The sequence below is a fragment of the Burkholderia anthinoferrum genome, assembly GCF_002925705.1.
GTDB lineage: Bacteria > Pseudomonadota > Gammaproteobacteria > Burkholderiales > Burkholderiaceae > Burkholderia > Burkholderia semiarida.
Map to the genome: position 1 here is coordinate 285,134 of NZ_LFZP01000032.1, position 21,505 is coordinate 306,638.

Below are 21,505 nucleotides of genomic sequence, written 5' to 3' on the forward strand. Positions count from 1 at the left end.
AGCCCTACTGTCCAAAGCCAGCCACGCCTTCGCGCATATGAACCAGAGACTCACTTTCGCTAACGATCTACGCGGACTGGCGGCATTGTCGGTACTGGTCAGTCACTTCATGCACAACATATGGGTACTACGATCCGCCATGGGGACGTTAGCGAATGTCATCATGCCGCCGGAAGCGGCAGTGCCGACGCCTTGGTACATCGAGCTACTCGGTCGAATTCCAGCATTCGACTGGGGCGGCTACGGTGTAGCGATGTTCTTTCTGGTGAGCGGGCTCGTGATCCCTTTGTCGATCAAGAAGTACTCCCTGGCGGGATTTCTTGCAGGGCGCGTGCTTCGGCTTTGGCCCGTCTACGCAGCCGGGTTTACCGTGTCGCTACTGTCAATATGGATCGGCGGGAAGGCGTTCAACCTTTCATTTCCATATTCTGGCGAGCAGGTTGGAATCCATTACGTACTCGGCCTACGGGACCTGCTCTGGTTTCCCAATATCGATGGTGTGATCTGGACGTTGGAAATCGAGGTCAAGTTCTATGTAGTTTGTGCGCTCCTTGCATGGTTTATCCGTCGCAACGATTGCCGGATGTTCTTCGTGCCAATACTGATAGGTATCGCCTCCTTTGCACTCGTTCCAGTAATGAACTCACATACTGGCGCGGACCGCATATACCAACTGCTCTACGTATTTTCAATCTCTGCCCAATTCATCATATTCATGATGATAGGAACGGTATTTGCCTTCTGGAACGATCGCGCAATTAAAACAGATCGCGCGATCGCGATCGCGACCGTTCTGCTTGGTCTGTTCCTTGCGCTCACATGCTGGGGGCCGCTCCATGTGCTTCCCGTCAAACGGCTGGGATATATCGCGGCCATCGTAACGTTTCTTCTGTACTACAAGTTAAACAAGCATTCGCATCGCATTACGCGTTTCCTCTCCGATATTAGCTTTCCTCTGTATGCGTCACATGGGATGTTAGGCTACGCCATCATTGCTGTCATGCTCGACAAAGGAGCTACGCCACTGCTCGCAATCGCTGCCGCGTTTGCATGCTCCATCGCTACGGCCTGGGCACTGCACCGATGCATCGAAGCTCCGTCACATAAAATTGGGCAAAGGATTGCGCGCGCGCTCACTCGAAAAACTGAGGCCGCGTCATTTCCTGCATAGAGCCAAGGAATGCCGCCAACCGGGGGTCATCTCCGTCAACCACGCCTTGGTTTGGAAATTTGCCTTTATCCTGCTCACAACAGAAAACCGATACAATTTCTTTTTGTGACGCGTCATTAAATTGCACAAATATCTTCATGGATAATCTCATCAAAAAACATACGATGATATGGAAGAGGAGAAGTTTGGAGTTCCAGCCGTGGACGTCGCGGCGTAATAAATCGTCTGCGGGTAAATAATCGGGATATTGAAAGACGCGACACCACCTTGACTTCCACCTGCGGTAGTGAAGCCCGTACGGTTTTGTCCCGTCGTGTTCGCATCCCCAGCCAAATCCATTTGGAGTGTCGATGCACTGGTAGACGACATAGCGCACGATCCGGAGACAGAGAGGGCGTTTGCCGGGATAACGCTCGCTACCGACAAGCTGGTAAGTGACGGTTGCGTAACATTCGTCGTCAGAATGTTGGTATACGTGAATGAAACGCGGCGATCATTCTGATAACCTGATTTTAACTGCCCGCTGCTGTTTGTCGGCCAAACAGATACCAATGCGCTGGCGGTGAACCCGGCCGGCATGTTCGCACCACCATATACATTAGGCGCAATGGCGCTTGTCGCGTTCCTCGCCAAAAGACCCGTAGTGCCAGTCGTCGGGTTATAGATTGCATACAGCGCGACGTAACCGGAAAGTGGCGCACTGCCCGTGTCCATCCCCCCAGCGCCAGTCGCCGTCAGATTGATTGACTTGGAGAATTGCTTCAACAAATACTTCTGACCTCCGAGCGCAGTGCCCACGACGACCTCGTCGGCGGTCAGTGTCGCGGCGGTCGAGGCCAGGGGAACGGACATGACCAAGTTGCGGGCGTGCCCGATTACTGCGGCCGACTGCGCCTGAACAGCGATTTTCAAATTTGCGAGCAACGTAGCCGTCGTCCCGTCATCGACTGCGTCCTGCCCGGTCAGATCGACGATGAACTGCGCGAGTACGGCGGCAATAATCGAACTCTGGCGCCAAACCTTGTTGAGCTGCGCCGACTGCGCAGTGCCGCTCACGAAGCCGGTTACGAGCGCGGCAAGCGCCTCGTAGTCGGCCTGCGTCATCACGTTAGCATTGGCCGCTGCCGCGAAGGGTTTGAAATTGTTGTTTGCCATCTGTGCTCCGAGCATAAAAAAAGCCGCCCGAAGGCGGCTCACAGTGTGAAATGCATTGTGTGGATCAGATCGGCTTGCCCCATGCCCCGACATCAAAGCCGGCCACGTACGGGCCAGACATGTCGAAACCGAACAGCGGCGCGCCATCGGCAGTCGTGACGATTGTGTAGTTGACGCGCACACCCTCCGGCTTCAGCGGGATATAGCCACCCGCGAGCAGCGCGAGGAACACGGCCGATGGCACCTTGCCCGCGATCCCGATCGTCATCGACATGTCCTGGTGGTCCTCGATGAACACGTGCGTGTCCGCGTCGAAGATGCTGTTCAGGATCGCGGCGCTGGATTCGAGCGTCCCGTCCCAGTGATTCGCGCCGATCTTCGCGCGGATGACGAGCCGATACGTGTCGTCGTCGAGCACCGTGAGGCCGGTGTCCGGGTCGAACGGCCCCTTCCAGATGCCCTGATCGAATCCGAGACCAGCGACATCGAACGAGAAGTAGATGCCGGACAGCGGCGTGCGGATCTTCCGCGACACGCCGACCCAGACGCCGACGTCGTCGAGCTGCACACCGACCGCGTTGTCGAGGTCGAACTTTCCCGGCATGCTCTGCAGCACGTTCATCTGATCGACGAGCGGCTGCACGAGTGCGCCGAGCACCGCCGAAAACCGAGGCAGGTCGCGGTGCTCGGACGTGATCAGCGCGGTGTAGTCGGTCAGTTCGGCCATCACGTCACCACCAAAGTCACATTCGCGGGCGTGCACGACGCCGCTTCGTTGAACAGCAGCGCGACGTCCGGCGCGCCGGCGCCGCGCGGGCCGGAAAGCGCCAGCCCCGACAGCTTGAACGTGACGCCGCCGCCCACGCCATTCGCCGCGGTCAGCGCGTCACCCCATTCGACGCTGCCGGACAGGCCACCGCCGATCTGCACGCCGTTGATGTAATCCGACACGGCTTGCTGGATCTGCTGGCCGGCCTGGCTGGTGTAGCCGGTGAGCGCCTTCAGAGTGACCGTCGCGATGATCGGCGCGGCCACCGGCCGGAAGAACCTGATTGTGATCGGACGACCGTAGATGTCCGTGACGATGACGGCGGTCGTACCGTAGGTCCCGGACCCCGGCGTCTTCTTCGCCGCGATCGCGTTCGCGATGGCAGTCGCGTCGCCGCCCTCGACGACCAGAGAAATCGAGTGCGACGGGATGCCGTTCGCGTCGGTCACGCTGGTGTCGTTTTCGTAGGCGACATACCGGGTGACGCCCGAGACATTCGCCACTGCGCCAATGATGCCGTCGAGCACCGTGAGCGACGGCAGCGCGGTCGACACCGTCTGGCGCTGCCGCAGCACCGGGTCTTTCTCGACGGGCGCGCCCTCGGCGGCATCCGCCGGGTTCGTCACCGACTGCCAGCCGAGCGCCGGCGTCGCGATCTGGTTGATGGTGCCCGCGCGCGCGGAGACATCGCCGATCGTCGCGCATGTGGCCGTGACGGTGATCGTGCCGCTCGGCGGGATCGTCACCGTAGCCGGCAGCATCCACTGCACGCCATTGACGTCCTTCGCGACGCCGTTGGTGATCGTCGCGCCCGCTTGCCCGACCAGCACCAGGTCGGCGCTCGAGTACGACGCGACCTTGCGCGCGATGCCGTTGATCTTGACGTTGCTCGACAGCGCGTCGCCCTGCGCCGTCGCCGGGCTGAACGACCGGTAGATCGCGATCGCTACCGAGTTGACGTCGCTGATGGCTTTCGCGAACACGCCGATCAGTTGACCGTCCTGGCTGTCCGGCTCCAGGTACGTGTCGGCGCCATAGATCGAACGGTACTGATCCTGCAGATACGCGAACACGTCCGCGTACGTCGGCGCAGTGATGCCGTTCGCGTCGATGGTGGGTGCGAGAGTCGTGAGAGTCACAATGTCGCCTGTACCGTGGTGGTGCCGTAGATGGTGTTGATCGTCGCGGTGACGGTCAGCACACGCGTCTCCGGATCAGCCGTGCTCGTGTAGCTGACGAGTTCGGTCACGCCCTGCGTGCCGAGAATGCACGTCCGAATGGCCGCGTCATACTTGCCGCTCGTGTACTTTCCGAGCACGTCGGTCGCCCATGGCATGCCGGCCGTCGTGTCAAGGAACCATTCGCCGCGCAGCAGGCGCAGGCGTGTCAGCACGGCCTGCGCGACCGTCTCCGGCGTGTTAACAAGGAAGTCGGCCGCGCCCCCGCCGAGGACATAGTCGCCGTCAGCGTCGAGTTTTCGGTATCGCATGGAGCCCCAGAAACGAAAAACCCGGCTCGGGGCCGGGTCAGTTGAGCAGCGAAGGCTGCATCTGGCTTTCGAGTAGCTCGCGCTCGGCATCGAGGCCGGGCAGCTCCCGCTTTCGGGCCAGCATCAGGTGCGAGCCGAATGAGGCACGCACCTTCGATTCCACCTCGCGCGCGATCAGCGCCCGCATCTGCTGCCAGAGAGTCTGCTCTCGGCGGCCGAGTTCGTCGCGCATCCGGAAGAACTCCTTCACCAGCGCGATCTTGAAGGCGATCACCTTCGGCGAGTTGCGCATGAACGTGATCAGGAGCGTTGCCTGATGCTCGTTCAGCATCGCGTACTCGGTCGGCGAGCCTCGGCGGTTAAGCCGCATTTCAAATTGCACTTTCCCGAACTCCTCGAAGCTGTCGAGGTAGCTTCGGATCAGCTGCATCATGCCGCGGTGCCCTTGCCCTACGCCATTCGCGATGATCTCGGACGACGCGCGTGCCTCGCCATCCACCGGCACCACCAGGGGAAACGGAAAATCTTTCACTGGAACCTCCTGCAGATCCCTGGGTGTGAGCGACTGCGGAAACGCGCCCAGGACGCGCGCTTTCGGCTGGCCGGCCTATCCGCAGTCTTGAAACAAAAAACCCCGCGCGAGGCGGGGTTCGGTAGATGGTTTCGGGTGATCAGTTGACCGGGCCGGTGTTGCCGCCCTGCGGATCGGAGTGCGTGTGCGTGTCGTCGACGCGCTTGCCGTTCGCGAAGACCTGACCGATGTACTGGATCACGCCGTTGAACACCGCGGCGGCACCGCTCGCGGCGCTGCCCACCATGCCACCCACGAACGTCAGCAGGCCGGTGATCGTCACGGCCGCCGAGAACGTAGACAGCGGCGCGACGACATCGAAGCCGCCCGGAGCCACGATCTTCACCTTCTGCAGCGTCGGGTTCAGGTCGATGTACGTCGCTCCGTCGTCGCTGCGCAACTGCGTCGAGGTGCCGCTGACGCCGACGAGCGCGCGCGGCCGCGATCGAAAGCCGAGCAACACAAACCCGTCCGACAGATCGTGCATGCGCAACTCGGCCTGCTCCTGCACGCCGCCCGACTGCCACCATGCGTCAATGCAGCGCGACGCGAACACGACCAGGCACTCGTCGCCCTGCTTGACCGGGAACGTCAACGTACAATTTCCGCCAGCGGGGAACTGGACCGGGCAGTCGACCAGCAGCGGCAGCGCGACGCTTTGGACGGTGCCGTCGATGCCGCGCACCTGCGCCTTGATGGCCGGCTGCACGCTGCACGTCGGCGGCCGGCCGGCGGCGCTTTCGAACGACTGGATAATGCCGGGCATCGCCGTCCAGATGCCCGCGCGCACGCCGTCGAACGCTTCACGCAGGGCGACCTCCTGGTCGCCTATCCTTTCACGTCGATCCATGGAATGAAAATGAAAAAACTGCTGTTGACCGCGGCGCTCCTCGCACCGCTCGCTGCCGTCGCTGACGACGCCTACGTCTACCCGTTCGCCGGCATGAAGGTCGGCGTGACCGTCGAGAACGAATTCCCGACCATCCTGTACACAGCGAAGAAGTGCGAACTTCCGCTCGCGAACGCGAAGAACATGCGGCGCTACGAGTCCTACCGCGGCGTGTGGGACATCGGCTGCTGGGGCGAGACGATCGACGGCGACGCCGTGATCATCGTTCCGACGATGCCGACGAAGTCGATGCCGCTCAACGTGCTCGCCCGCGCGGATGTGAAACGCAACGGCGACAACACGACGATGACAATCAAGGCCCTTCCGACGTACGGCCGCTAGCCGTATTTCTTGATCACGTTCGCGGGCGGTACTGCGGCCTTGTCCTTGAACGAGTCAGGCAGCACCGTGACGTCCGCCGCCAGGCAGATCACGCTCGTGTACCACTCTTCGCCGCGCGTATCGCCGCTCACGTCCGCGAGCATCACGTAGTAGAAGCCGTCGTCCTGCAGCTTCGCCTGCATCTCGATCCGCTCGTTCTCGGCCTGCTGGCCGACGTTCAGGCTGTACTCGTACTGCTGGATGCTCGCGTTGTCGATCCAGATCAGCCGGCCGATCTTCACGCTCGGGTTGAGCAGCATCTTCACCTCGATGCCGTTCGGCGTCTGCTGCGGCAAGCCGACCATGCCGGTCTCGGACGTGATCTTCGGGATGTCACCGGGCATGTACGCCGTCTCGGGCACCAACACGACCTTCCCGTCCTGGATGCTCCAGACGGTCTGCGTGGTCCGGGCGGTCCATCGCATGAAGTCACGCGCCATTCCGAACATCACCTTGCCACGCGGCAGCGGGTTCGACGGTAGTTCGGGCAGATAGCCTTGCTGCACGCCGTACGGGTTCATGGCCGTGCACGCTGCCGCGACGTGGTCGGCCGGCGTTGAGCCGGCCGCCAGCGTTGTGTTCACCACGGCGAAGTTGTACGCCGAGTCGCCGTCCGCCGCGGTGATGTCGAGGAACGTGTCGGTCTGGCTCTCGCGGCCGCGTCGCACCTGCTTGATCTGGCCGTCGAAGATGATCCCGTAGTTGCCCTCGTAGCCGGCCTGCAGCACGACGCGCGTGAACTCCTTCCGCGCGCGCCGCGCCGTCGTCGCGGACACGTTGTAGACGCGGATCCGCGCCTGGTTCGGCGTTTGCAGATCGCCACGCTGAACGCGGAACACGATCCGCAGCTCGGACAGGTCGAGTGCCTCGCCGCTGTCGAACCCGATGATCAGCGATACCTTCCGGCCGAACTGCTCAACGCTCATTGGTCCGTCACCCAGAAAACATGCGATCCGATGCCCAGATCCTCGTACGTCGGAACGTCGTCAGGATCAGCGGCGCCCTGCACCCATAGCCGGCCTTGAAAGCCCAGGTGCTTGTACTGGCCGAGCAGGTCGATGCCGGTTACCAGCGGGATGCCGGACACCAGCGGGTTATCCGAGGCGTCCGCGATGTCGAGCACCCAGCCCGCGCCGCCGGCCTTGCGATACTGGACGGTCAGGCGATAGTCGGTCCCGCTCAGCGTCACGGTGAAGCGCTCCGGGCGCGGCGAAAACGGAATCTCGAAGAAGCTCGGCATCACATACTCCCCGGCGGCACTGCGCCGCCCGGCGCCGGCGTCGCAGGCACGGCGGCCTTCGCGCCGCCGTTGCCGGTCTCGGCCGTCGATGCCGGATCGGCCTGGTTCTCGCGCGGCGGCAACTTCGTCACCTGCGTCGACACGATGCGGATCTGCTTGAGCGTCGCCGTCAGGATCAGCGCGCTCGACGTCTTCGCGTCAACCGTGAGCCGCAGCCCCTGCAGAAGCATGTTCTGGTAGGTGCGGCGGCTCGTCGTGACGTCGAACGGCGTGCGTGCCTGCTGCAGCGCCAGCAGCTGCGAGTAGATCGCGTTGACGTACTGCGCCGACGGCAGACCGCCGCCGTCGAACGTCGCCTCCGCCGCGCCGAGCAGCGCTTCGTAGTCGGCGTTGCTCCACCCGCAGCGCATCACGAGATCCGGCTGACGCTTGAACGCGTGATCGGTGATCTGTGCGCCTTGCTCGACCGGATGCTCGGTGATCGCCAACTCGTCGTTGTAGACCTCTTCGATCGCGACCTGCACCGTGATGCTACCGATCTTCTTCGGCGAGATCATGATCATGTCGAGGATCACGAGATCACCCCCTGTAGATTGCGCACCATGTCGGCGTTCACCGCGCGCTGCTCGCGCTCGACGGCGCGACCGGCTGCCGAAGGATCGCCTGCGCCGGTCACGTGGATCTGCGTGGACTGGTGCAGCTCGACCTTCCTCGATCCGCCGCCTGCTGCCGACTGTGCGGTCAGCGCGCCGGCCGGCTGGTACATCGCGCGCGTGTTGCGCAGCGCGGCTTCCATCTCGGCGGCCGTGATGCTCGCGCGGTTGTTGCCCTTGCCGGCGTAGTAGCTGCGGCCCGTGTCCGGATCCGCGACGCTGGCCCACTCGCGCGACGCCGCGCGCAGCGCGCCGCGTAGATCGTCGCTGCGCCCTTCGACGTAGTCGGCGATCGCGCGGCGCTTGTTGCGCACGAGGTACTGCTCGAAGATCCGGTCCTGCAGCTTGCGGTCGAACATCTCGTCGCCGTTCAGCTTCAACCCGCGCGCCGCCTCCGCCAGGGTGCTACCGATGATCTGGTAGCGGCCGGCGGCATTGAACTGCCCGGCGCGCTGCGCCGCCATGACCTGCGCCAGCGTCATGCCTTCGAGGTTCTCTGTGCCGGAGCGGTATCCACCGCGCGCGCCGCGGTTGACGCTGTTGTAGTCGCCCTCGCCGCGCGCGATCAGCCGGCCGAATGCAGTGTCGGCGAGACGCGACATCGCGCCGGCCAGGCCGGCCGATGCGGCGGGTACAGCGGGCGCGGCAGGCGACGGTGCAGGAGCAGCGCCGCGCGGCGACGCCAACTTCGCGCCACCGCCGCCGTCCTTCCGCACACTATCGAGCTCGGCCTGCGTGTAGCCGCCGGTCGCGTCGAGCCCGCGCCGATCCTTCCCGGTCAGCACATCCCAGATCGAGCGGAACCGGCCGCCGGACGCCTTTGAAATCCAACCGTCGACGGAGTCGCGCAACGCATCGCCAATCTTCCAGCCCGCGAATGCGGCACCGACTGCGGCCGCCGCTGTCGCGAGACTTCCGAGCACCGTCAGCAGGCCGCCGCCGGCGGCAGTAGCCGTACTCGTGGCTGCGCCTGCGGCGCGCAGTGCGCCGGCCATCTTCAGAATGCCGCCAGCGATCTTGAATACGCCCAGCGCCTTCAGCGCCACCCCGAGCAGCAGGATCTTCGTCGACCAGCCGTCGGTGTCACGATCGAGCTCGACGAACTTGTCGGCAAGCCAGGCCAGCGGCGGCCCCATCGCTGCGGCCGCCTTCACGACCGCGTTGGCGATGTCCGTTATCCGATTGGCGATCTCGTCGCCGTGCGCGTCCATCCACCGTTGAAACCGATCGAGACTGGGCCCGACCTTCTGCAGCATCGCGCCCTCGACGCGAATGCCGAGGTTCTCGAACGACGTGCCGAGCCCGCGCAGCTGCGTCATGAACCGGTGCGAGTCGTCGGCCGCCTTGTCCAGGCCGGTCGACTTCGCCATCTCGCGGTACTGCGCGAGGAGCTTCTCGAAGTCCCCGTTACGCATCGCGAGCATCAGGTTCTCGTCGATGCCGAGGATGTTGCCGTACTGGCTCGCGAGCCACGTCGGCTTGTTCGCCAGCGACTTCCCGAGGTCGGACATGATGTCGACCGTGTCGCGCAGCTCGCCGTTCGCGTTGCGCGTCTGCACGCCGAGTGTCGCGAGGTAGCCTTCGCCGGCCGGGTTGTTGCGCAGGAAGCGCGCGAGGTTTTCGATCGTGCCGGTGGCCGCCTCGGCCGAAACGCCCATGTTCCGCGCGGCGAACTCGAAGCCGCGTAGGTTGGTCGCCGACGCGCCGGTGCGCTGCGACACGAAGTACAGGCGCTCGAGCTTCGAGGCGAATGCCGCGACGCCGGCGCTCACCGTGAGCGCGGCGCCGGACACCGTGGCGATCAGTTGCTTGACGCCCTTCGTCGTGCCTTCGACGCCTTCCTTGAAGTTCTTCAGGCCCTTCTCGTCGACCTTGAAGCCGAGCGCGACCAGGAACTCGCGGATGACGACCGAATCAGCCATTTTCTCTTTCCATCTTGCGGCGGTACGCCGCTTCGTTATCTGCCTGGACTGCGATCGCGTCGTTCATCAGCGCGACGTCGTCGAGCCCAAGCGTGCCGTCCAGCAGCGACTCGTACTTGCACCAGCCGCGCGATACAGGCGCGAGCAGCCAGTCCTCGCCGCCGGGCAGTGTGCGGATCCAGCCTACGTCGCCGCCGGGCTGCTCGCTTGGCTGGTAAGCAGCCCGCTGATAAAAGGGCCGAGGTTCGCCACCACGACGCGCACGACCAACGGCAGCATCACGTCAATGCCGATGTCATCGAACATCGACGTCTTGTGCGCGAGGTTCCAGACCTTCGCCCAGCCGGCGCCCTGCCAACGCTCGACAACGGACAGGCATGTGCCGAAAACGTATTCGGCATCCTCGTCCTTCAGGCCGGCCAGCGCGTCGGCGAACGGTTGCAGCACGGGCGCGATCGCATCGACCATCGACAGCAGGTCGCGCGATCGCTCGCCGGCGGCCGCGGGCACAGCGGCGGCCGGCGCTTCCGCGCCCGACTCGCCCTCCGCACCTTCGACACCTGCGGCCAGCGCCGCGAGCGCGGCGTTCGCGCGCGCCTGCTCGCGCGCGACGTCGGCCTGCTCGAGCTCGGCGTAGAACTTCATCAGCACCGGGATCATCGGAGGGATGATCGGCGCGATGCGACGCGACACGTGGAACTGCTGCATCGCGTTCAGCTTGCCGATCACGTACCGCACGCCGTTCAGTTTGAGTTCGGTCGTCATGCTCAGTACGTCCCGAGGATGTTGTCGATCTTGATCGCGTCGAAGACCCATTCGACGGTGTCGCCGTCCTTCGCGTACTTCAGGTCCGGCGCCTTCTTGAAAGCGCAGCTGCGCGCGGTCATCACGTCGCCGGCGGCCGTCTGCCGAACCTCGATCAGGTTCTTGCCCCACAGGCGGCTGTCGAGCGACTGCGCGTCGTAGAGCGCCATCAACTTTGCATTGATCGGCGCGGTCTTCAGGTAGCGCAGCGTGACCTGCCCTGACTTGTCGGCATGCAGACTGTGCATGCCCTCACCGTCCGAGCCGACCGTCATCGTGTTCTTGTCGCCCGCGCGCACGATCGTGATGCCTTCTTCCGCGGTCGCTTCTCCGTAGCCGAGCGAGAACGCACCGCCCGGGCCTACGATCGTCGCCGCGACGTCCTGAAAGCTGTAAGTCGTCATGTTGATATGCCCCTGTTAGCGGTTGACGTTGACGAGGATGTCCACGCTGTGGATCGCGCCTGCTTCCTTCGCTGCGACCTGGAACGTGACGGACTTGCGCGCCTCGCGATCGGCCTGCGACTGCGTCGCGATCGCCGGCTGATACACGTAGTAGCCCTTCGCGAGCGTGTCACCCTGGTTCAGCGCGCCGAAGCCGGCCGAGTTCCATACGCCCGGCGCGAGATACCCGTTATTCACCCCCGCCTCGCAGGCCGCGGAGATCGTCGCAGCGATCTGGGCGTTGCCGCCGTCGGTCTGCGGGATCTTCGTGGGGCTCTGGTACAGCAGGTTGTAGACGTCCGTCTCGATACGGTTGCGGAACCAGATCGCGTTGTAGACCGAATCGACGTAGATGCCGCTCGGCGTCACGCCGTACTGGATGATCGAAGTGTCGTTGCTGTAGTTCACGAACACGTTGCAGTTCTTCGCCTGCAGCGTGTTCGCCTGCGTGCTGGTGAGCTGTTCGACGGCGACGCTCGGCTCCTGCTTGAACATCAGCGTGATCGTCGTGTTGTTGCCGTCGAAGTTCACGGTCAGCAGGCGGCCGAGCAGCGACGACACCGCGTACGGCGTCGAGCTCGAATACTGCAGGATCGTGTACTTCAGGTTCAGCGCCTTCAGCTTGCTCGCGATGTCGGTCGTCACCGTCGAGTCGAGCACCTGCGGGTTCTGCGTCGTGATGCCGTAAATATGCCGCTGGTCGGCCTCGATGAGATTCGCGACCGCGATGTGCTGGTCGTCGGTGATCGCCGCGTCCGCGAACTCAAGGCCGAGGAACTGGTTCGCGAAGCGATCGAGGAACAGCGCGGCGGCGTCGACAGGTTGCTCGGGCGCGATGCCGTCCGCCGGCACGCCGGCGAGGCTGCTCGTCAGGCCGAGCATCGCCGAAATGTCCGTGCCGCTGCCCGGCGCCGTCGCATAGCCGACCTTCGAATTCGTGCCGGTCGTGTTCGACGTCACGACGAACTGCGAACCGGTCCACGCGATAGTCGCGCCCGTCAGCTTGGCGTTGATCACCGTCGCCACGCCGTTCAGGTTCGTCTGCGCCGAGAAGTCGAGGCCGGTGACCGACTTCGCCACGCCGTCGATCGTGATGCTGAACGCGCCGGTCGTGACCGCATCCCACAGCGCGATGTCCTTCTGCGCGGCCGACAGCACGCCGCCGCGCAGCGAGCCGGCCGTCGCCGTCTTCGCCCACCGACCAATCAACAGCGACTTCGGCTGCGGCACCTGGTTGAAGTACAGCGCAGCGGCGTAGTACTCCGGCGTGTTCGTGCCGAAATCAGGCGTCACCTCATCGATGCTGCCGTACGAGCGCGCGCGCTCGTTGGTGTCGATGATGGCCGACGGGCCGAGAATCAGCCCGGTGTTCATGTTCGCGCCCTGCGCCGCCAGCGCGGCAAGGTTGATCGTCACGTTGATCAGACGCGATACCGGCAATCCGTTGGACATGCTGGTCCCCTACGAGTGGATGTTCGAAACGCCAACCACCGGCGTCGACGAGTCGGTCGTCGTCGCCACGGTGGCCGATTTGAGGTTGAGGACCGCGTAGGTCCGGGTGATCTTGCGGCGCAGCGTCACGGTCATGTCGTAGCGCCGCACCCACTGCTGATTGACGAGGTCGGGCGCCGGGCGGATCGCGCCGACGCCGACGAACGCCATCTCCTGCAGCTGGAGCTGCTCGCGGTTCTGCGGCATCGCGAGGCCATCGGCGAGCCGCTGGGCGTAACCCTTCGCGCGAGGGCCGTAGAACGTGCACAGGACGTCGACGTCCTGATGTCGGATGTACGTGTCGTGCCCGTCGCCAGTGCCGTCGTGCTGGATGGCGGGGCCTGCGTCCGGCTCCTGCTCCTGGACGCCGAACGCGCACCAGTCGACGGACGGCTCTGGTTGCTTCGGCACGGTCTGCTGCCAGCGCGGCCGCACAAGGTCCGGCGGCAGAAGCGTGATGCCCGCGATCAGGTCGTGGACCAGATCGTCAAGAGCATCGTCCTCGGCAGGCGGCGCATCGACGGCTGGCGCCAGGTATCCGCCGGTCGAGCTGTCGTTCATGGGGTCATCCCGAGATAGGCTTCAGGTCGCACGTCGCGCAGACGAAGCCGCGACCGAAGTGCGAGTAGTCGTTCACGTTCACGACCGTGTAGGTGCGGCCCGCCCACACGACTTCGTCGGCGTCGTGGCCGGCGCTGCCGTCCATCAGCCGGAACATCGTGTGCAGCGTGATGGAACCGATGATTCGGCTGCCGTCCGCATTGCGATGCAGGATGTCGCCCTTGTCGCTGGTCACGACGGCCGAGAATGGCGTCGGCGCCGCTGTGTTCTGCGCGCGACCGTGATCGTCGACTGTCTGCGTCATGCGGTTGCAGAGCAGACCGGTGTCCATGAAATCCGGGTCGAGCAGTACGTCGGTAACGTCGAGGAAGGCCATTGCGCGGGCACCAACGAAAAAGGGCCGCACGCGGCGGCCCATGGATCGGGGAGACTGGAAACTACTTCTTGCGGACCACGTACGTGATCGCGTTTCGATACTGAGCGGTGTCTACCAGCGTGTTCTCGCGCGTGACGCCGCGGCGCCGGCGCGCGGCCAGCGTCGAGTCAGCGAGTTTGGGAGCGATGTTGCTGTTGATCTTCGCGCGCACGCCGTTTTGCCCGGCAAGACCTGCCAGCTTGAGCCTGCGCTCGACCTGTTCGAGATCGCCGTCGAGTGCCGCTTCGACACCCTTCTGGAGCTGCGGCTCGAACTTCGGCCGCGCGTCCTGCACGCCGGGCACCAGGTGCGGGCGCGCCGGTATGTTGTTGGCCGGCGAGCCGTTTTCCATGATGTAGCCGATCTCGGCGTTGCTGAGCGGCTCGCCCTCGTTCTTCCGTCCGGCGGTGCTGTCGGGCACGCCAACGAGCACTTCTTTCTGCACGAGCCCGCTGATCGACTTCAGCACCTCGTCGAGGCGGTCGATTTTCATGCCGTCCATGGGATTCTCCCGATGGGCGGCGGCAGCGTTACAGCTGAATGCCGCCCGAGCCCATCATCTGCGCCAGACTGAGATAGCGAACGCCGTACATCGTGGCGTTCCAGAAGCCGCCGTCCTTGATGGCAACGGCCGCGGTGTCGTAGCTCGCGCTCACCTTGTCGACGGCCTTCGACGACTGCGGCCCGGTCACCTGCCCCGGCACGCCGCCGACGGCGGCCGTCTTCTGGTCCTTCAGCGCGAGCGCGAGGTGGTGCGCGGTGACGAGCGCGATACCCAGATCGGTCAGCTCGCCCCACCGGTCAGCGTTGACGAGCGACACCGCGACGGTCATCCAGAACTGGACGAGCGAGTCGGGGTACGTCGTCGTGTCGTTGAACTCGGGGAAAGACTGTCGGAACTGGGCGATATCCACGTGTCACCTTGCCAAAATGCGGATGCCCGGCGCGCGCGTGCATGGCGCGGCGCCGGGAGGCCATTATGCCTTCTTCCCGCTGCCGGACTTCTGGGTCGCGCTGTCGGCCGCGCCATCCTTCGCGGCCGCCGCGGCGTCCTTCTGGGCTGCCTCGAAGGCCGCGACCCGCGCGGCAAGATCCTGCTCGCTCGCCGCAACAGCAGCTTCACGCGCATCGAGCGCCGCCGCGCGTTCGTCCAGACCTTTGCTGAACGTGTCGAGCTCGACACGCAGCTTTTCGAGGCGGTCCGACTCGGCCTGAAGATCGGCCTTGGTCGCTGCCAGCGCGGCGGCCTGATCCGCCTCGCCGTCTTGCGCCCCACCCGAATCGCCGGATTTCTCCGGCAGCGGGCCCGTGTGCGCCTTCGCGTACCAGTGGTCGGCGATGAAGTCCTCGACCTCCTGCACGCCGGCCTCGACGCGACGGATGACTTCCTCGCCCTCGTGGGCCAGCCGGATCGTGAACGCCGTCAGAACGTTGATCTTCGCCATGTCAGATCCCGTCCCGATATGCAGCCGTCGTGCCGTAGCGCCACTCGACCTGACCGATCCGCGACCAATAGGTCGTGATCTGGTAGAGCGAGCGGTACTCGAGCGGCGTACGCTGCAGGTCCGTCATCGGGAACTGGACGTACTTCTTGTCGCTGTTGTACGCGACCATCCGGTCCACGGTGCCGAGCTGCCCCTGCGTGCCGCCCGCGCCGGCACCGATCAGCCACTTCAGCTCGAGGATCTCCAGCGGCGTGCCCTGCTGCGTGCAGATGTTGTTCTCGAGCAGATAGGTCAGGATCGACTTGCTGCCGGCATTGCTGATGATGCGCGATGCGATACCACCGAGCGTGGCCGGCGGAAGCATCAGGCGATTGGGCTTCACCTTCCAGCCGGTGGCCTGCCACGCCGACGTCAGGATTTCGTTGACGTCCTTCAGGATTTCGTCCGGCGTCTTCGTGTTCCACTGCGGCGTGCCGGCCGCACCGTTCGCAACGTTCGAAACGCTTCCGACGGCGCCGATCGAGTTCACCAGGCCGGTGAAGTTCAGTTGCGGATCGCCGTAGTAGACGATCTGGTCGAGGTCCATGTTGCGCTTCATGTTCATGGCTTCGACTTTCTGAGAGTCGATCGGCATGCCGAGCGCCTGGGACTTCACGAGCTCGGGCACCGTGTACTTGACCTCGGCGCCCCACAGACGCATCGGCTGCGGCGTCTTGCCGATGTCGACCGACGGGCCAGCGATCGCGTTGCCCTCGTTCGAGATCCAGTTCAGACCGTTCGGGTTGATGCCGCCGCTCATCCCGAACGCCGAGTTCGTGAACGACGCGACTTCGTCAGCCGCCGACACGTCGCTGCGGATGTAGATGTCGCGCGACCAGGTGTACTCGACGAGCGGCTCGTTGAGCGTCGGGTCGAGGCGTTCGAGCTGGCCGACGAGGAACGCGCCGGTCGAGTCGATCGTCGCGCGATCGTAGGTGTACTGCTGGTCCTGCGTACGTGCGCGGACCAGCCGGCGCGTCGCATCCGCGACGGCCGCCGACATCGGGATCGAGGCCCCGGCCCGGCGCAGGTGCTTCAGTTCGGACATGTCCATGTAATGGCTCCAGAAATGCAAAAGCCCCGCGATTGCGGGGCTTCGGGTGAAGCGCTGTTCAGCGCCGGATCAGATGTTGACGGCGATCTCGACGATGCTGTAAGCGTCGGCCGGACCGGTGAAGTACCAGTTCGAGGGCATCGCGACGGTGTTCGTGCCGTCTGCGGCCGCTTCGAAACCACCGAGCGGCTTGCCGGCCGCGGCCGCCGCGACGCGCACGTACACCGTACCGCTCTTCGTGGCCGGCGCGGTGCCGCCGAGCGCGGCGTTGAAGTAGCCGCGCTTCAGGATGTCGGTCGCGCCGCTCGTCGGCGGCGTCGACGTGCCGAGCGGATCCGTGCCGTTGCCCTGGATCGGATACGCGCGCAGATTCACGCCGTAGACGAGCGCCGCCGTGTCGGCAGCATTATTGATCGGCTGGATCTTGCCGTTCACCATCTTCACGGGAACGCCGAACGCCGTCGGCGGTGCCGCCGGGTCGATCAGCTGCGTCTCGACCGTGGCGACTTCGGCGCGCTGGAGGTCACCGGCAAAGCCTGCCGGCATGCGATATTGATAAGCTTGCAACGAGGGCATGTCGGCTCCTTACTTGCGGACCTTCCAGAATTCCGCGTGGATTGCGTTGATGTCTTTCCGCTCGGCTTGAGCGGAATCGTTCGTCCGGCGCTGCGTGACGCCGGAGTTCTTGCTGCGCACGACCTCCGACGCTGCGTTGAAGAACGCCGCGACGGAATCGCAGGTCATGCTGGCCACGTTCGCGCCGCCGACCACCGACTTGACAAGTTCGGCGTTCTCGTTGTCCAGCGCGGCGCGCAGCGCGCGCCGGCGCAGCACGCAGATGGCGTCGACCGTCTTCTTTCGCGCGACCTTCGCGTCGAACGTCGGCAGTCGAACGCCCGGCGCGAGGATCTCGGCGCGCGAGAGCGCGTCCTGAAATTGGTCGCGCAGCGCGGCGCTGTCGCCGGTCTTCGCGGCCTTCGGATCGGGATCCTCGTCCATCGTCGGATTGGGATCGTCTTCGGGATCGGGATCCTCGTCACCCGTCTGCGTGCCGCCGCCTTCGAGCTTCGTCACGCGATCGGCGAGCGCATCGATCTTGCCGTTGGTGGCTTGGATCGCATCGAGCACCTGCTTGAGCGGATCGCCTTCACCACCGCCCGCGCCTTCGTCGCCCGTCGGGGAGACAGCCGGCTTCGGATCGACGCCGGTGCCGGGCATGTGGATGTGAATCTGGGGCTGGCCGTCGCCGCCCTCGCCGCCTTCGTCGCCGGTCATCTCGCTCGCGACCTTCTCGAACGCTTCGGAATCGCGCGTCATGAACGCCTTGCGCAACGCGTCGACGAACTTGGAGCCTTTCTTGGTTGCCATGCTTGTATCTCCTGTCGGGAGTAGGTTGGAACTGCTATCCCCGATCGAACACACGGGGCCACAGCGGGCGCTTTTCACGAGGGCGACATGGTTGCCCACGATCACCACCTGTCGCGCCCGCCCAGGCGCAATCTGTTCGTAGTCGGCGTCGTAGCCGTTGCTGACCTGAGTGAGCGCGTCCGCGCCCTTGCTCTGGACGCGGCGAATCGCCTCGGCGTCGGTGATCAGCAGGTCGGCGAGCATCAGCTCGGCCTGGTCACCCTCGCCTTGCCGCACGTTGCGGACCGTGCCGCGCGCCACCGACATGTAGTTCGCCGGCGTCACGAAATCCGGCGGATGGTCGATCGTGATCGGCTTGCCTTCGAAGCTCGCGAGCGTCTCGGGGCTGAACAGCACGTCGGCCGTGCGCTCGGCGACGATGACGCCGTCCTTCGCCTCGATCTCGGGCAGCTCGAAATAGGCGTAGTCCTGCGCGCCGACGCGCGCGATCGGCACGGCCTCGCAGAGCAGGAAGCCTTCAGGCGTGATCGACTGCCGCTCGCCGAGCTGCTCAGTCGCGTACACGCCCGATGCAGTGATGCCGTCGCGGGTATGCGCGCGAGCGCGGGCGGCACCCGCACCGCAGCTACAGGCGTGGTCCGCCGTTGGAATTCGAATAGTTCGCATCTGGAACGATTTGGAAGTAAGTCGATGATTCGGCAAGGATTTCGCACGCCATCCGGACTTGGCTATAATGCGGACAGGGACGGTCGCCGGAGGTGAGCCGACTGCCGAAAGGCAGGGGGTGCCTTATTTAAACGACGACTGGCCCTATTCCCCTTCCCGCACCAGGCCCTGGTTGTAGTACCGATGGCCGTCGTAGAACACCTTCACCGTAATCACCGCCCGATAGCTCTTGCCGTCCAGCTTGAGCGGAGCTGAGTACGTCTCGACCGCCTTCACGTTCGGATCGCCACGCTTATCGGGCTGCGAGTCGATGAGTCGAGCTCTCGTCAGCAGGTCCGGCAAGACAGGAATGGAACGCAGCACCTCATCGTGGCCGGTCGCCACGGTGTGCCGTATCCCGCCGTTCGTCACCTCGATCTGGTTGCCCGTCGCCACGTTCTTGAACTTCTTCCCGGCGAACTGCTTGCCGTAGGCGATCGCCTTCTGGCGCAGCTCCTTCATGCTGGTAAAGTCACCCAGCTCGTCCCCTTTCAGCGTCGTCGGTGCGGCCGCTGCCCCGGCACCACCGCCTGATCCGAACTGACCGTTCGCGGATCGTGGATGTTTCGACTCCTCCCACGACGCGTCATACGTGTGGAAGTAGATATGCAGATGCTTTGCCATGGGCCTGTTGGGTCATGCGGGCTCGGCCCGGCAACTACTCAAAGCGGAGGCCGACGCCGGCCGGCCCGTTCAATCTCACGACATCAGTCCGCCGGCAAAACCACTTCCGCCCAGCACCGGCAGTTGTAGATGCAGCCCGGATGCGCCCGCGCGCCGGTCCGCTTGTCTGCGATCGGTGGTTTGTCCCATGTGAAAAACTTGCCTTCCAGCTCGCGATGGTCTTCGCGGACGTCGGAGTCACCCGATGTCCGCCAGAAGTAGCCGGGACTGCCGACGTCGATGGCACGCGCCTCGGTGAGCGTCGCGGCCGTGCGACTGACCTCGGTTCTCGCGATCGTGTCGGCCCGGCTCTTCGCGCCCTGCCCGGACTCCTGAATCGCCTTCGAGATCTGCGCGGCGCGCGCGCCGTCGACGATTCCTTCGAGCGTCAGCCGGTGCACACGCTCGGCTGCGTCGAGCGGGATGGACTTGATCAGCCGCACCTGCTCGGACAAGAGCGCACGCATCGTCTCGCCGGTGGCCGCCCCGCGGATCTCTTCGCGCAGCGCGCGCGACATGTCGGCGGCCTGCTTCATCCACATCTGCTCGTCGCGCCGGTTCAGGTCGGCGATCATCCGCGCCGCGGTCGCCTCGGCCCACGGCGCGAGCGCCTCGGCGTACCGCCGCAGCAGTTCCTCGATCGTCGGCGCATACGACGCGTCATCGGCCGGAAAGCCGTTCACGAGCACGCCAACCTGGTGGGCGATCTTTCGCAACTGGCTGCCGTACTGCCGCTCGGCACCGCTCAGCCGGACAGGATTCTTGCGCCGGTCGCGCTTTCGATCGAGGGTGAGGATCATCGACGTCGGAAAAGCCTGCGAAGCAGAGAATCGTTCGTGCGTGCGGCCGCGCCCGGCGTCGGGCCGAGCGGAAGCGTCGGGTCAATGCCCGGCGGATCCTCGCCCTGCTCGTCGCGCTCGGCCTGCTCGATTGCTTCGTCGGGGATGTCGCCGAACATGCCGGTGTCGGGCGACGACGCCTTCAGCTCGCGCATGCCCTGGCTGCGGGGGATCAGGTCGGCGTCGACGGCCTTCGTCACCGAGTCGACCGTCTTGTTGCCGATCTCCGCCTTCTCGGCGGCCGACATCTCCTGCAGCGGGTTGAACTCGTACGAGAAGTCCTCGGGCAACGGCTGCCCGATTTCCGACCGACACATCACGTCAAGCAGTCCGTGCAGCGGGTTGCGCAGCCGACGCTCCTGCCGCGTGTGCACCTTCTCGTGATACAGCAGGCGCGACCCTTCGCCGGTGTCGCTCAGGCCGGCCGGCTGCTGGCCGAACAGTCGATCAAGCGGAATGCCCGTCGCGCCGCTGAGCTGCATCGCGAACTGCTGCATGACGTCGGACAGCCCGCTGAACGAGTACTGGTGAGTCTCGAACTTGTCGGTCGAGTCGATGAGGGTGATGCCCTCGTTCGACTGCCCGAGCCGGATCATCTCTACCTGCTTCAGCAGGCCGTTGAGCGCCGGGCCGCCGGCCGCGATGATCTCGCGCAACTTCTCGACGCTCAGCGTGCGCAGATGTGCCTTGTAGACGAGCTGGCCGCCACCGACCGTCGCGCTGTCGAACGCGATCAGCCGATCCCACATCGGCTCGAGGATCGACAAGCCCCAGCCGTTCTCGCTGATGCGCTGGTAGTACGGCAGTGCCTCGCCTTCCATTCGTAGCACGCGCGAATGGTGAATGCGCCCCTGCGGCAACCCGATCGTCGTCGGCAGCACGTCGTAGAACTTCGGCATGCCGAGATCGGGGCCGAACTCGGTCACGACTTCGCCGACCGGCGGCGCAACCATCCAACGGTCGAGCACGAGCAGGCCCTTGAACTGGCCTTTCCCGATGGTCTCGCGCCGAAGCGGCTGCGACATGTCCTGGCCGTCTATCAGCATCACCGCGATCGCGCCGCCGTACAGCTGCGCCCACTTGCCGGTGTCGCAGAGCTGGTCCCAGATAGCCTTGCGCGTGAGCGCCGTCTCCATCTTCGACACGTCGGTCGGGTCGAGCCCGGACATCTCGATGCCCTTGCGGGTCATGTCCTCCGGGATCGCGTCCACCGCAGCGCGCACGATCCACGATCCGCGATACGCCGCTTCCAGCCAGACGCGGTTGCGGCTCTGGTACGTCAGCGTGTACTGCGCTGCCGATGCCTGGTTGTCGGCGCCCCATCCCAACCGCGCTTCGAAGTTGGCGAACGAGTCCACCGTGCGATGGGCGTGCGTCGTCGCCGGCGCGCGCGGCGGCCGCGTCTGTTGCTTCCGTTTCGACATTCCGGGAAATCCTG

At 64.7% G+C, this 21,505-nt stretch carries 27 protein-coding genes; 2 read left to right on the forward strand and 25 right to left on the reverse strand.

The annotated features are described in order from the left end of the window. Positions 1–37 precede the first annotated feature (37 nt). Entirely contained in the window at positions 38–1,171 is a 1,134-nt protein-coding gene (locus tag C5F75_RS10655) for an acyltransferase family protein (RefSeq protein WP_104012174.1), read from the forward strand. A gap of 150 nt (positions 1,172–1,321) precedes the next feature. Here the strand turns inward: C5F75_RS10655 and C5F75_RS10660 are convergent, their stop codons facing one another. The 6 genes from C5F75_RS10660 to C5F75_RS10685 all read right to left on the reverse strand — a co-directional run bounded on the left by C5F75_RS10660 (position 1,322) and on the right by C5F75_RS10685 (position 5,864). Further along, positions 1,322–2,326 (reverse strand): hypothetical protein, encoded by a 1,005-nt coding sequence (locus C5F75_RS10660; RefSeq protein ID WP_104012254.1) that lies wholly within the window; start codon positions 2,324–2,326, stop codon positions 1,322–1,324. 64 nt (positions 2,327–2,390) lie between these two features. Continuing rightward, positions 2,391–3,053, reverse strand: a complete 663-nt coding sequence (locus C5F75_RS10665) for a DUF2612 domain-containing protein (protein ID WP_104012175.1) — start codon at positions 3,051–3,053, stop codon at positions 2,391–2,393. Further along, positions 3,053–4,234, reverse strand: a complete 1,182-nt coding sequence (locus tag C5F75_RS10670; RefSeq protein WP_104012176.1) for a baseplate J/gp47 family protein — start codon at positions 4,232–4,234, stop codon at positions 3,053–3,055. The genes C5F75_RS10665 and C5F75_RS10670 overlap by 1 nt, the downstream gene beginning before the upstream one ends. Next, on the reverse strand, positions 4,231–4,584 hold the full coding sequence (locus tag C5F75_RS10675; RefSeq protein ID WP_104012177.1) for a hypothetical protein: 354 nt from the start codon (positions 4,582–4,584) through the stop codon (positions 4,231–4,233). The genes C5F75_RS10670 and C5F75_RS10675 overlap by 4 nt, the downstream gene beginning before the upstream one ends. 37 nt (positions 4,585–4,621) lie before the next feature. Further along, positions 4,622–5,116 carry a Rha family transcriptional regulator gene (locus tag C5F75_RS10680; RefSeq protein ID WP_104012178.1) on the reverse strand — a complete coding sequence of 165 codons (495 nt, stop codon included), beginning with the start codon at positions 5,114–5,116 and terminating at the stop codon, positions 4,622–4,624. 139 nt (positions 5,117–5,255) lie between these two features. Continuing rightward, entirely contained in the window at positions 5,256–5,864 is a 609-nt protein-coding gene (locus C5F75_RS10685; RefSeq protein WP_316252112.1) for a Gp138 family membrane-puncturing spike protein, read from the reverse strand. On the opposite strand from C5F75_RS10685, the gene C5F75_RS10690 reads away from it, so the two are divergent. Then, the gene (locus C5F75_RS10690; RefSeq protein WP_258048559.1) at positions 5,814–6,386 is read left to right on the forward strand and encodes a hypothetical protein; all 573 of its coding nucleotides are present in this window, start codon (positions 5,814–5,816) and stop codon (positions 6,384–6,386) included. The genes C5F75_RS10685 and C5F75_RS10690 overlap by 51 nt on opposite strands. Here the strand turns inward: C5F75_RS10690 and C5F75_RS10695 are convergent. The 19 genes from C5F75_RS10695 to C5F75_RS10785 all read right to left on the reverse strand — a co-directional run bounded on the left by C5F75_RS10695 (position 6,383) and on the right by C5F75_RS10785 (position 21,491). Beyond that, a complete protein-coding gene (locus tag C5F75_RS10695; RefSeq protein WP_104012181.1) occupies positions 6,383–7,351 on the reverse strand; it encodes a phage protein in 969 nt (322 codons plus the stop codon). The genes C5F75_RS10690 and C5F75_RS10695 overlap by 4 nt on opposite strands. Beyond that, positions 7,348–7,665: a phage baseplate plug family protein gene (locus C5F75_RS10700; protein WP_059638706.1), complete on the reverse strand. Its 318-nt coding sequence runs from the start codon at positions 7,663–7,665 to the stop codon at positions 7,348–7,350. Before C5F75_RS10700 ends, C5F75_RS10695 begins: the two co-directional genes overlap by 4 nt. Then, entirely contained in the window at positions 7,665–8,240 is a 576-nt protein-coding gene (locus C5F75_RS10705) for a phage baseplate protein (RefSeq protein ID WP_104012182.1), read from the reverse strand. Before C5F75_RS10705 ends, C5F75_RS10700 begins: the two co-directional genes overlap by 1 nt. After that, the gene (locus C5F75_RS10710; protein ID WP_104012183.1) at positions 8,237–10,240 is read right to left on the reverse strand and encodes a mannosyl-glycoprotein endo-beta-N-acetylglucosamidase; all 2,004 of its coding nucleotides are present in this window, start codon (positions 10,238–10,240) and stop codon (positions 8,237–8,239) included. The genes C5F75_RS10705 and C5F75_RS10710 overlap by 4 nt, the downstream gene beginning before the upstream one ends. Beyond that, entirely contained in the window at positions 10,233–10,418 is a 186-nt protein-coding gene (locus C5F75_RS37620) for a DUF6889 family protein (protein WP_081059093.1), read from the reverse strand. The genes C5F75_RS10710 and C5F75_RS37620 overlap by 8 nt, the downstream gene beginning before the upstream one ends. Positions 10,419–10,423: 5 nt before the next feature. Beyond that, entirely contained in the window at positions 10,424–11,005 is a 582-nt protein-coding gene (locus C5F75_RS10720; protein WP_104012184.1) for a phage tail assembly chaperone, read from the reverse strand. Between the two features lie 2 nt (positions 11,006–11,007). Continuing rightward, the gene (locus C5F75_RS10725; protein WP_104012185.1) at positions 11,008–11,448 is read right to left on the reverse strand and encodes a phage structural protein; all 441 of its coding nucleotides are present in this window, start codon (positions 11,446–11,448) and stop codon (positions 11,008–11,010) included. Between the two features lie 15 nt (positions 11,449–11,463). Beyond that, positions 11,464–12,939, reverse strand: a complete 1,476-nt coding sequence (locus tag C5F75_RS10730; protein WP_104012186.1) for a DUF3383 domain-containing protein — start codon at positions 12,937–12,939, stop codon at positions 11,464–11,466. A gap of 9 nt (positions 12,940–12,948) precedes the next feature. Further along, positions 12,949–13,539: a phage neck terminator protein gene (locus tag C5F75_RS10735; RefSeq protein WP_104012187.1), complete on the reverse strand. Its 591-nt coding sequence runs from the start codon at positions 13,537–13,539 to the stop codon at positions 12,949–12,951. A gap of 4 nt (positions 13,540–13,543) precedes the next feature. Continuing rightward, a complete protein-coding gene (locus C5F75_RS10740; RefSeq protein ID WP_104012188.1) occupies positions 13,544–13,915 on the reverse strand; it encodes a hypothetical protein in 372 nt (123 codons plus the stop codon). 61 nt (positions 13,916–13,976) lie between these two features. Further along, positions 13,977–14,456 (reverse strand): hypothetical protein, encoded by a 480-nt coding sequence (locus C5F75_RS10745; protein ID WP_060009935.1) that lies wholly within the window; start codon positions 14,454–14,456, stop codon positions 13,977–13,979. A gap of 28 nt (positions 14,457–14,484) precedes the next feature. Continuing rightward, positions 14,485–14,868, reverse strand: a complete 384-nt coding sequence (locus C5F75_RS10750; protein ID WP_104012189.1) for a DUF4054 domain-containing protein — start codon at positions 14,866–14,868, stop codon at positions 14,485–14,487. Between the two features lie 63 nt (positions 14,869–14,931). After that, positions 14,932–15,399 (reverse strand): STY1053 family phage-associated protein, encoded by a 468-nt coding sequence (locus C5F75_RS10755; protein ID WP_104012190.1) that lies wholly within the window; start codon positions 15,397–15,399, stop codon positions 14,932–14,934. Position 15,400: 1 nt separating this feature from the next. After that, the gene (locus C5F75_RS10760; RefSeq protein WP_104012191.1) at positions 15,401–16,492 is read right to left on the reverse strand and encodes a DUF2184 domain-containing protein; all 1,092 of its coding nucleotides are present in this window, start codon (positions 16,490–16,492) and stop codon (positions 15,401–15,403) included. 69 nt (positions 16,493–16,561) lie between these two features. Then, positions 16,562–17,068: a structural cement protein Gp24 gene (locus C5F75_RS10765; RefSeq protein WP_104012192.1), complete on the reverse strand. Its 507-nt coding sequence runs from the start codon at positions 17,066–17,068 to the stop codon at positions 16,562–16,564. Positions 17,069–17,077: 9 nt separating this feature from the next. Further along, entirely contained in the window at positions 17,078–18,424 is a 1,347-nt protein-coding gene (locus tag C5F75_RS10770; protein WP_258048552.1) for a DUF2213 domain-containing protein, read from the reverse strand. A 246-nt stretch (positions 18,425–18,670) separates the two neighbouring features. Beyond that, positions 18,671–19,189 (reverse strand): LPD3 domain-containing protein, encoded by a 519-nt coding sequence (locus C5F75_RS10775; protein ID WP_104012194.1) that lies wholly within the window; start codon positions 19,187–19,189, stop codon positions 18,671–18,673. An 83-nt stretch (positions 19,190–19,272) separates the two neighbouring features. After that, positions 19,273–20,028 carry a phage head morphogenesis protein gene (locus C5F75_RS10780; protein WP_104012195.1) on the reverse strand — a complete coding sequence of 252 codons (756 nt, stop codon included), beginning with the start codon at positions 20,026–20,028 and terminating at the stop codon, positions 19,273–19,275. Then, positions 20,025–21,491, reverse strand: coding sequence for a DUF1073 domain-containing protein (locus tag C5F75_RS10785; RefSeq protein WP_104012196.1), 1,467 nt, complete (start codon positions 21,489–21,491; stop codon positions 20,025–20,027). Before C5F75_RS10785 ends, C5F75_RS10780 begins: the two co-directional genes overlap by 4 nt. Between the last annotated feature and the right edge of the window lie 14 nt (positions 21,492–21,505).

Excerpts from the sequence above, each read along its gene's own strand:
- C5F75_RS10660 (WP_104012254.1), bottom strand. The coding sequence starts at position 2,326 with ATGGCAAACAACAATTTCAAACCCTTCGCGGCAGCGGCCAATGCTAAC.
- C5F75_RS10745 (WP_060009935.1), bottom strand. The coding sequence starts at position 14,456 with ATGGACGGCATGAAAATCGACCGCCTCGACGAGGTGCTGAAGTCGATC.
- C5F75_RS10755 (WP_104012190.1), bottom strand. The coding sequence starts at position 15,399 with ATGGCGAAGATCAACGTTCTGACGGCGTTCACGATCCGGCTGGCCCAC.
- C5F75_RS10675 (WP_104012177.1), bottom strand. The coding sequence starts at position 4,584 with ATGCGATACCGAAAACTCGACGCTGACGGCGACTATGTCCTCGGCGGG.
- C5F75_RS10720 (WP_104012184.1), bottom strand. The coding sequence starts at position 11,005 with ATGACGACCGAACTCAAACTGAACGGCGTGCGGTACGTGATCGGCAAG.
- C5F75_RS10665 (WP_104012175.1), bottom strand. The coding sequence starts at position 3,053 with ATGGCCGAACTGACCGACTACACCGCGCTGATCACGTCCGAGCACCGC.
- C5F75_RS10655 (WP_104012174.1), top strand. The coding sequence starts at position 38 with ATGAACCAGAGACTCACTTTCGCTAACGATCTACGCGGACTGGCGGCA.
- C5F75_RS10730 (WP_104012186.1), bottom strand. The coding sequence starts at position 12,939 with ATGTCCAACGGATTGCCGGTATCGCGTCTGATCAACGTGACGATCAAC.
- C5F75_RS10780 (WP_104012195.1), bottom strand. The coding sequence starts at position 20,028 with ATGATCCTCACCCTCGATCGAAAGCGCGACCGGCGCAAGAATCCTGTC.
- C5F75_RS10765 (WP_104012192.1), bottom strand. The coding sequence starts at position 17,068 with ATGCCCTCGTTGCAAGCTTATCAATATCGCATGCCGGCAGGCTTTGCC.
- C5F75_RS10760 (WP_104012191.1), bottom strand. The coding sequence starts at position 16,492 with ATGGACATGTCCGAACTGAAGCACCTGCGCCGGGCCGGGGCCTCGATC.
- C5F75_RS10740 (WP_104012188.1), bottom strand. The coding sequence starts at position 13,915 with ATGGCCTTCCTCGACGTTACCGACGTACTGCTCGACCCGGATTTCATG.
- C5F75_RS10725 (WP_104012185.1), bottom strand. The coding sequence starts at position 11,448 with ATGACGACTTACAGCTTTCAGGACGTCGCGGCGACGATCGTAGGCCCG.
- C5F75_RS10700 (WP_059638706.1), bottom strand. The coding sequence starts at position 7,665 with ATGCCGAGCTTCTTCGAGATTCCGTTTTCGCCGCGCCCGGAGCGCTTC.
- C5F75_RS10695 (WP_104012181.1), bottom strand. The coding sequence starts at position 7,351 with ATGAGCGTTGAGCAGTTCGGCCGGAAGGTATCGCTGATCATCGGGTTC.
- C5F75_RS10735 (WP_104012187.1), bottom strand. The coding sequence starts at position 13,539 with ATGAACGACAGCTCGACCGGCGGATACCTGGCGCCAGCCGTCGATGCG.
- C5F75_RS10775 (WP_104012194.1), bottom strand. The coding sequence starts at position 19,189 with ATGGCAAAGCATCTGCATATCTACTTCCACACGTATGACGCGTCGTGG.
- C5F75_RS10710 (WP_104012183.1), bottom strand. The coding sequence starts at position 10,240 with ATGGCTGATTCGGTCGTCATCCGCGAGTTCCTGGTCGCGCTCGGCTTC.
- C5F75_RS10785 (WP_104012196.1), bottom strand. The coding sequence starts at position 21,491 with ATGTCGAAACGGAAGCAACAGACGCGGCCGCCGCGCGCGCCGGCGACG.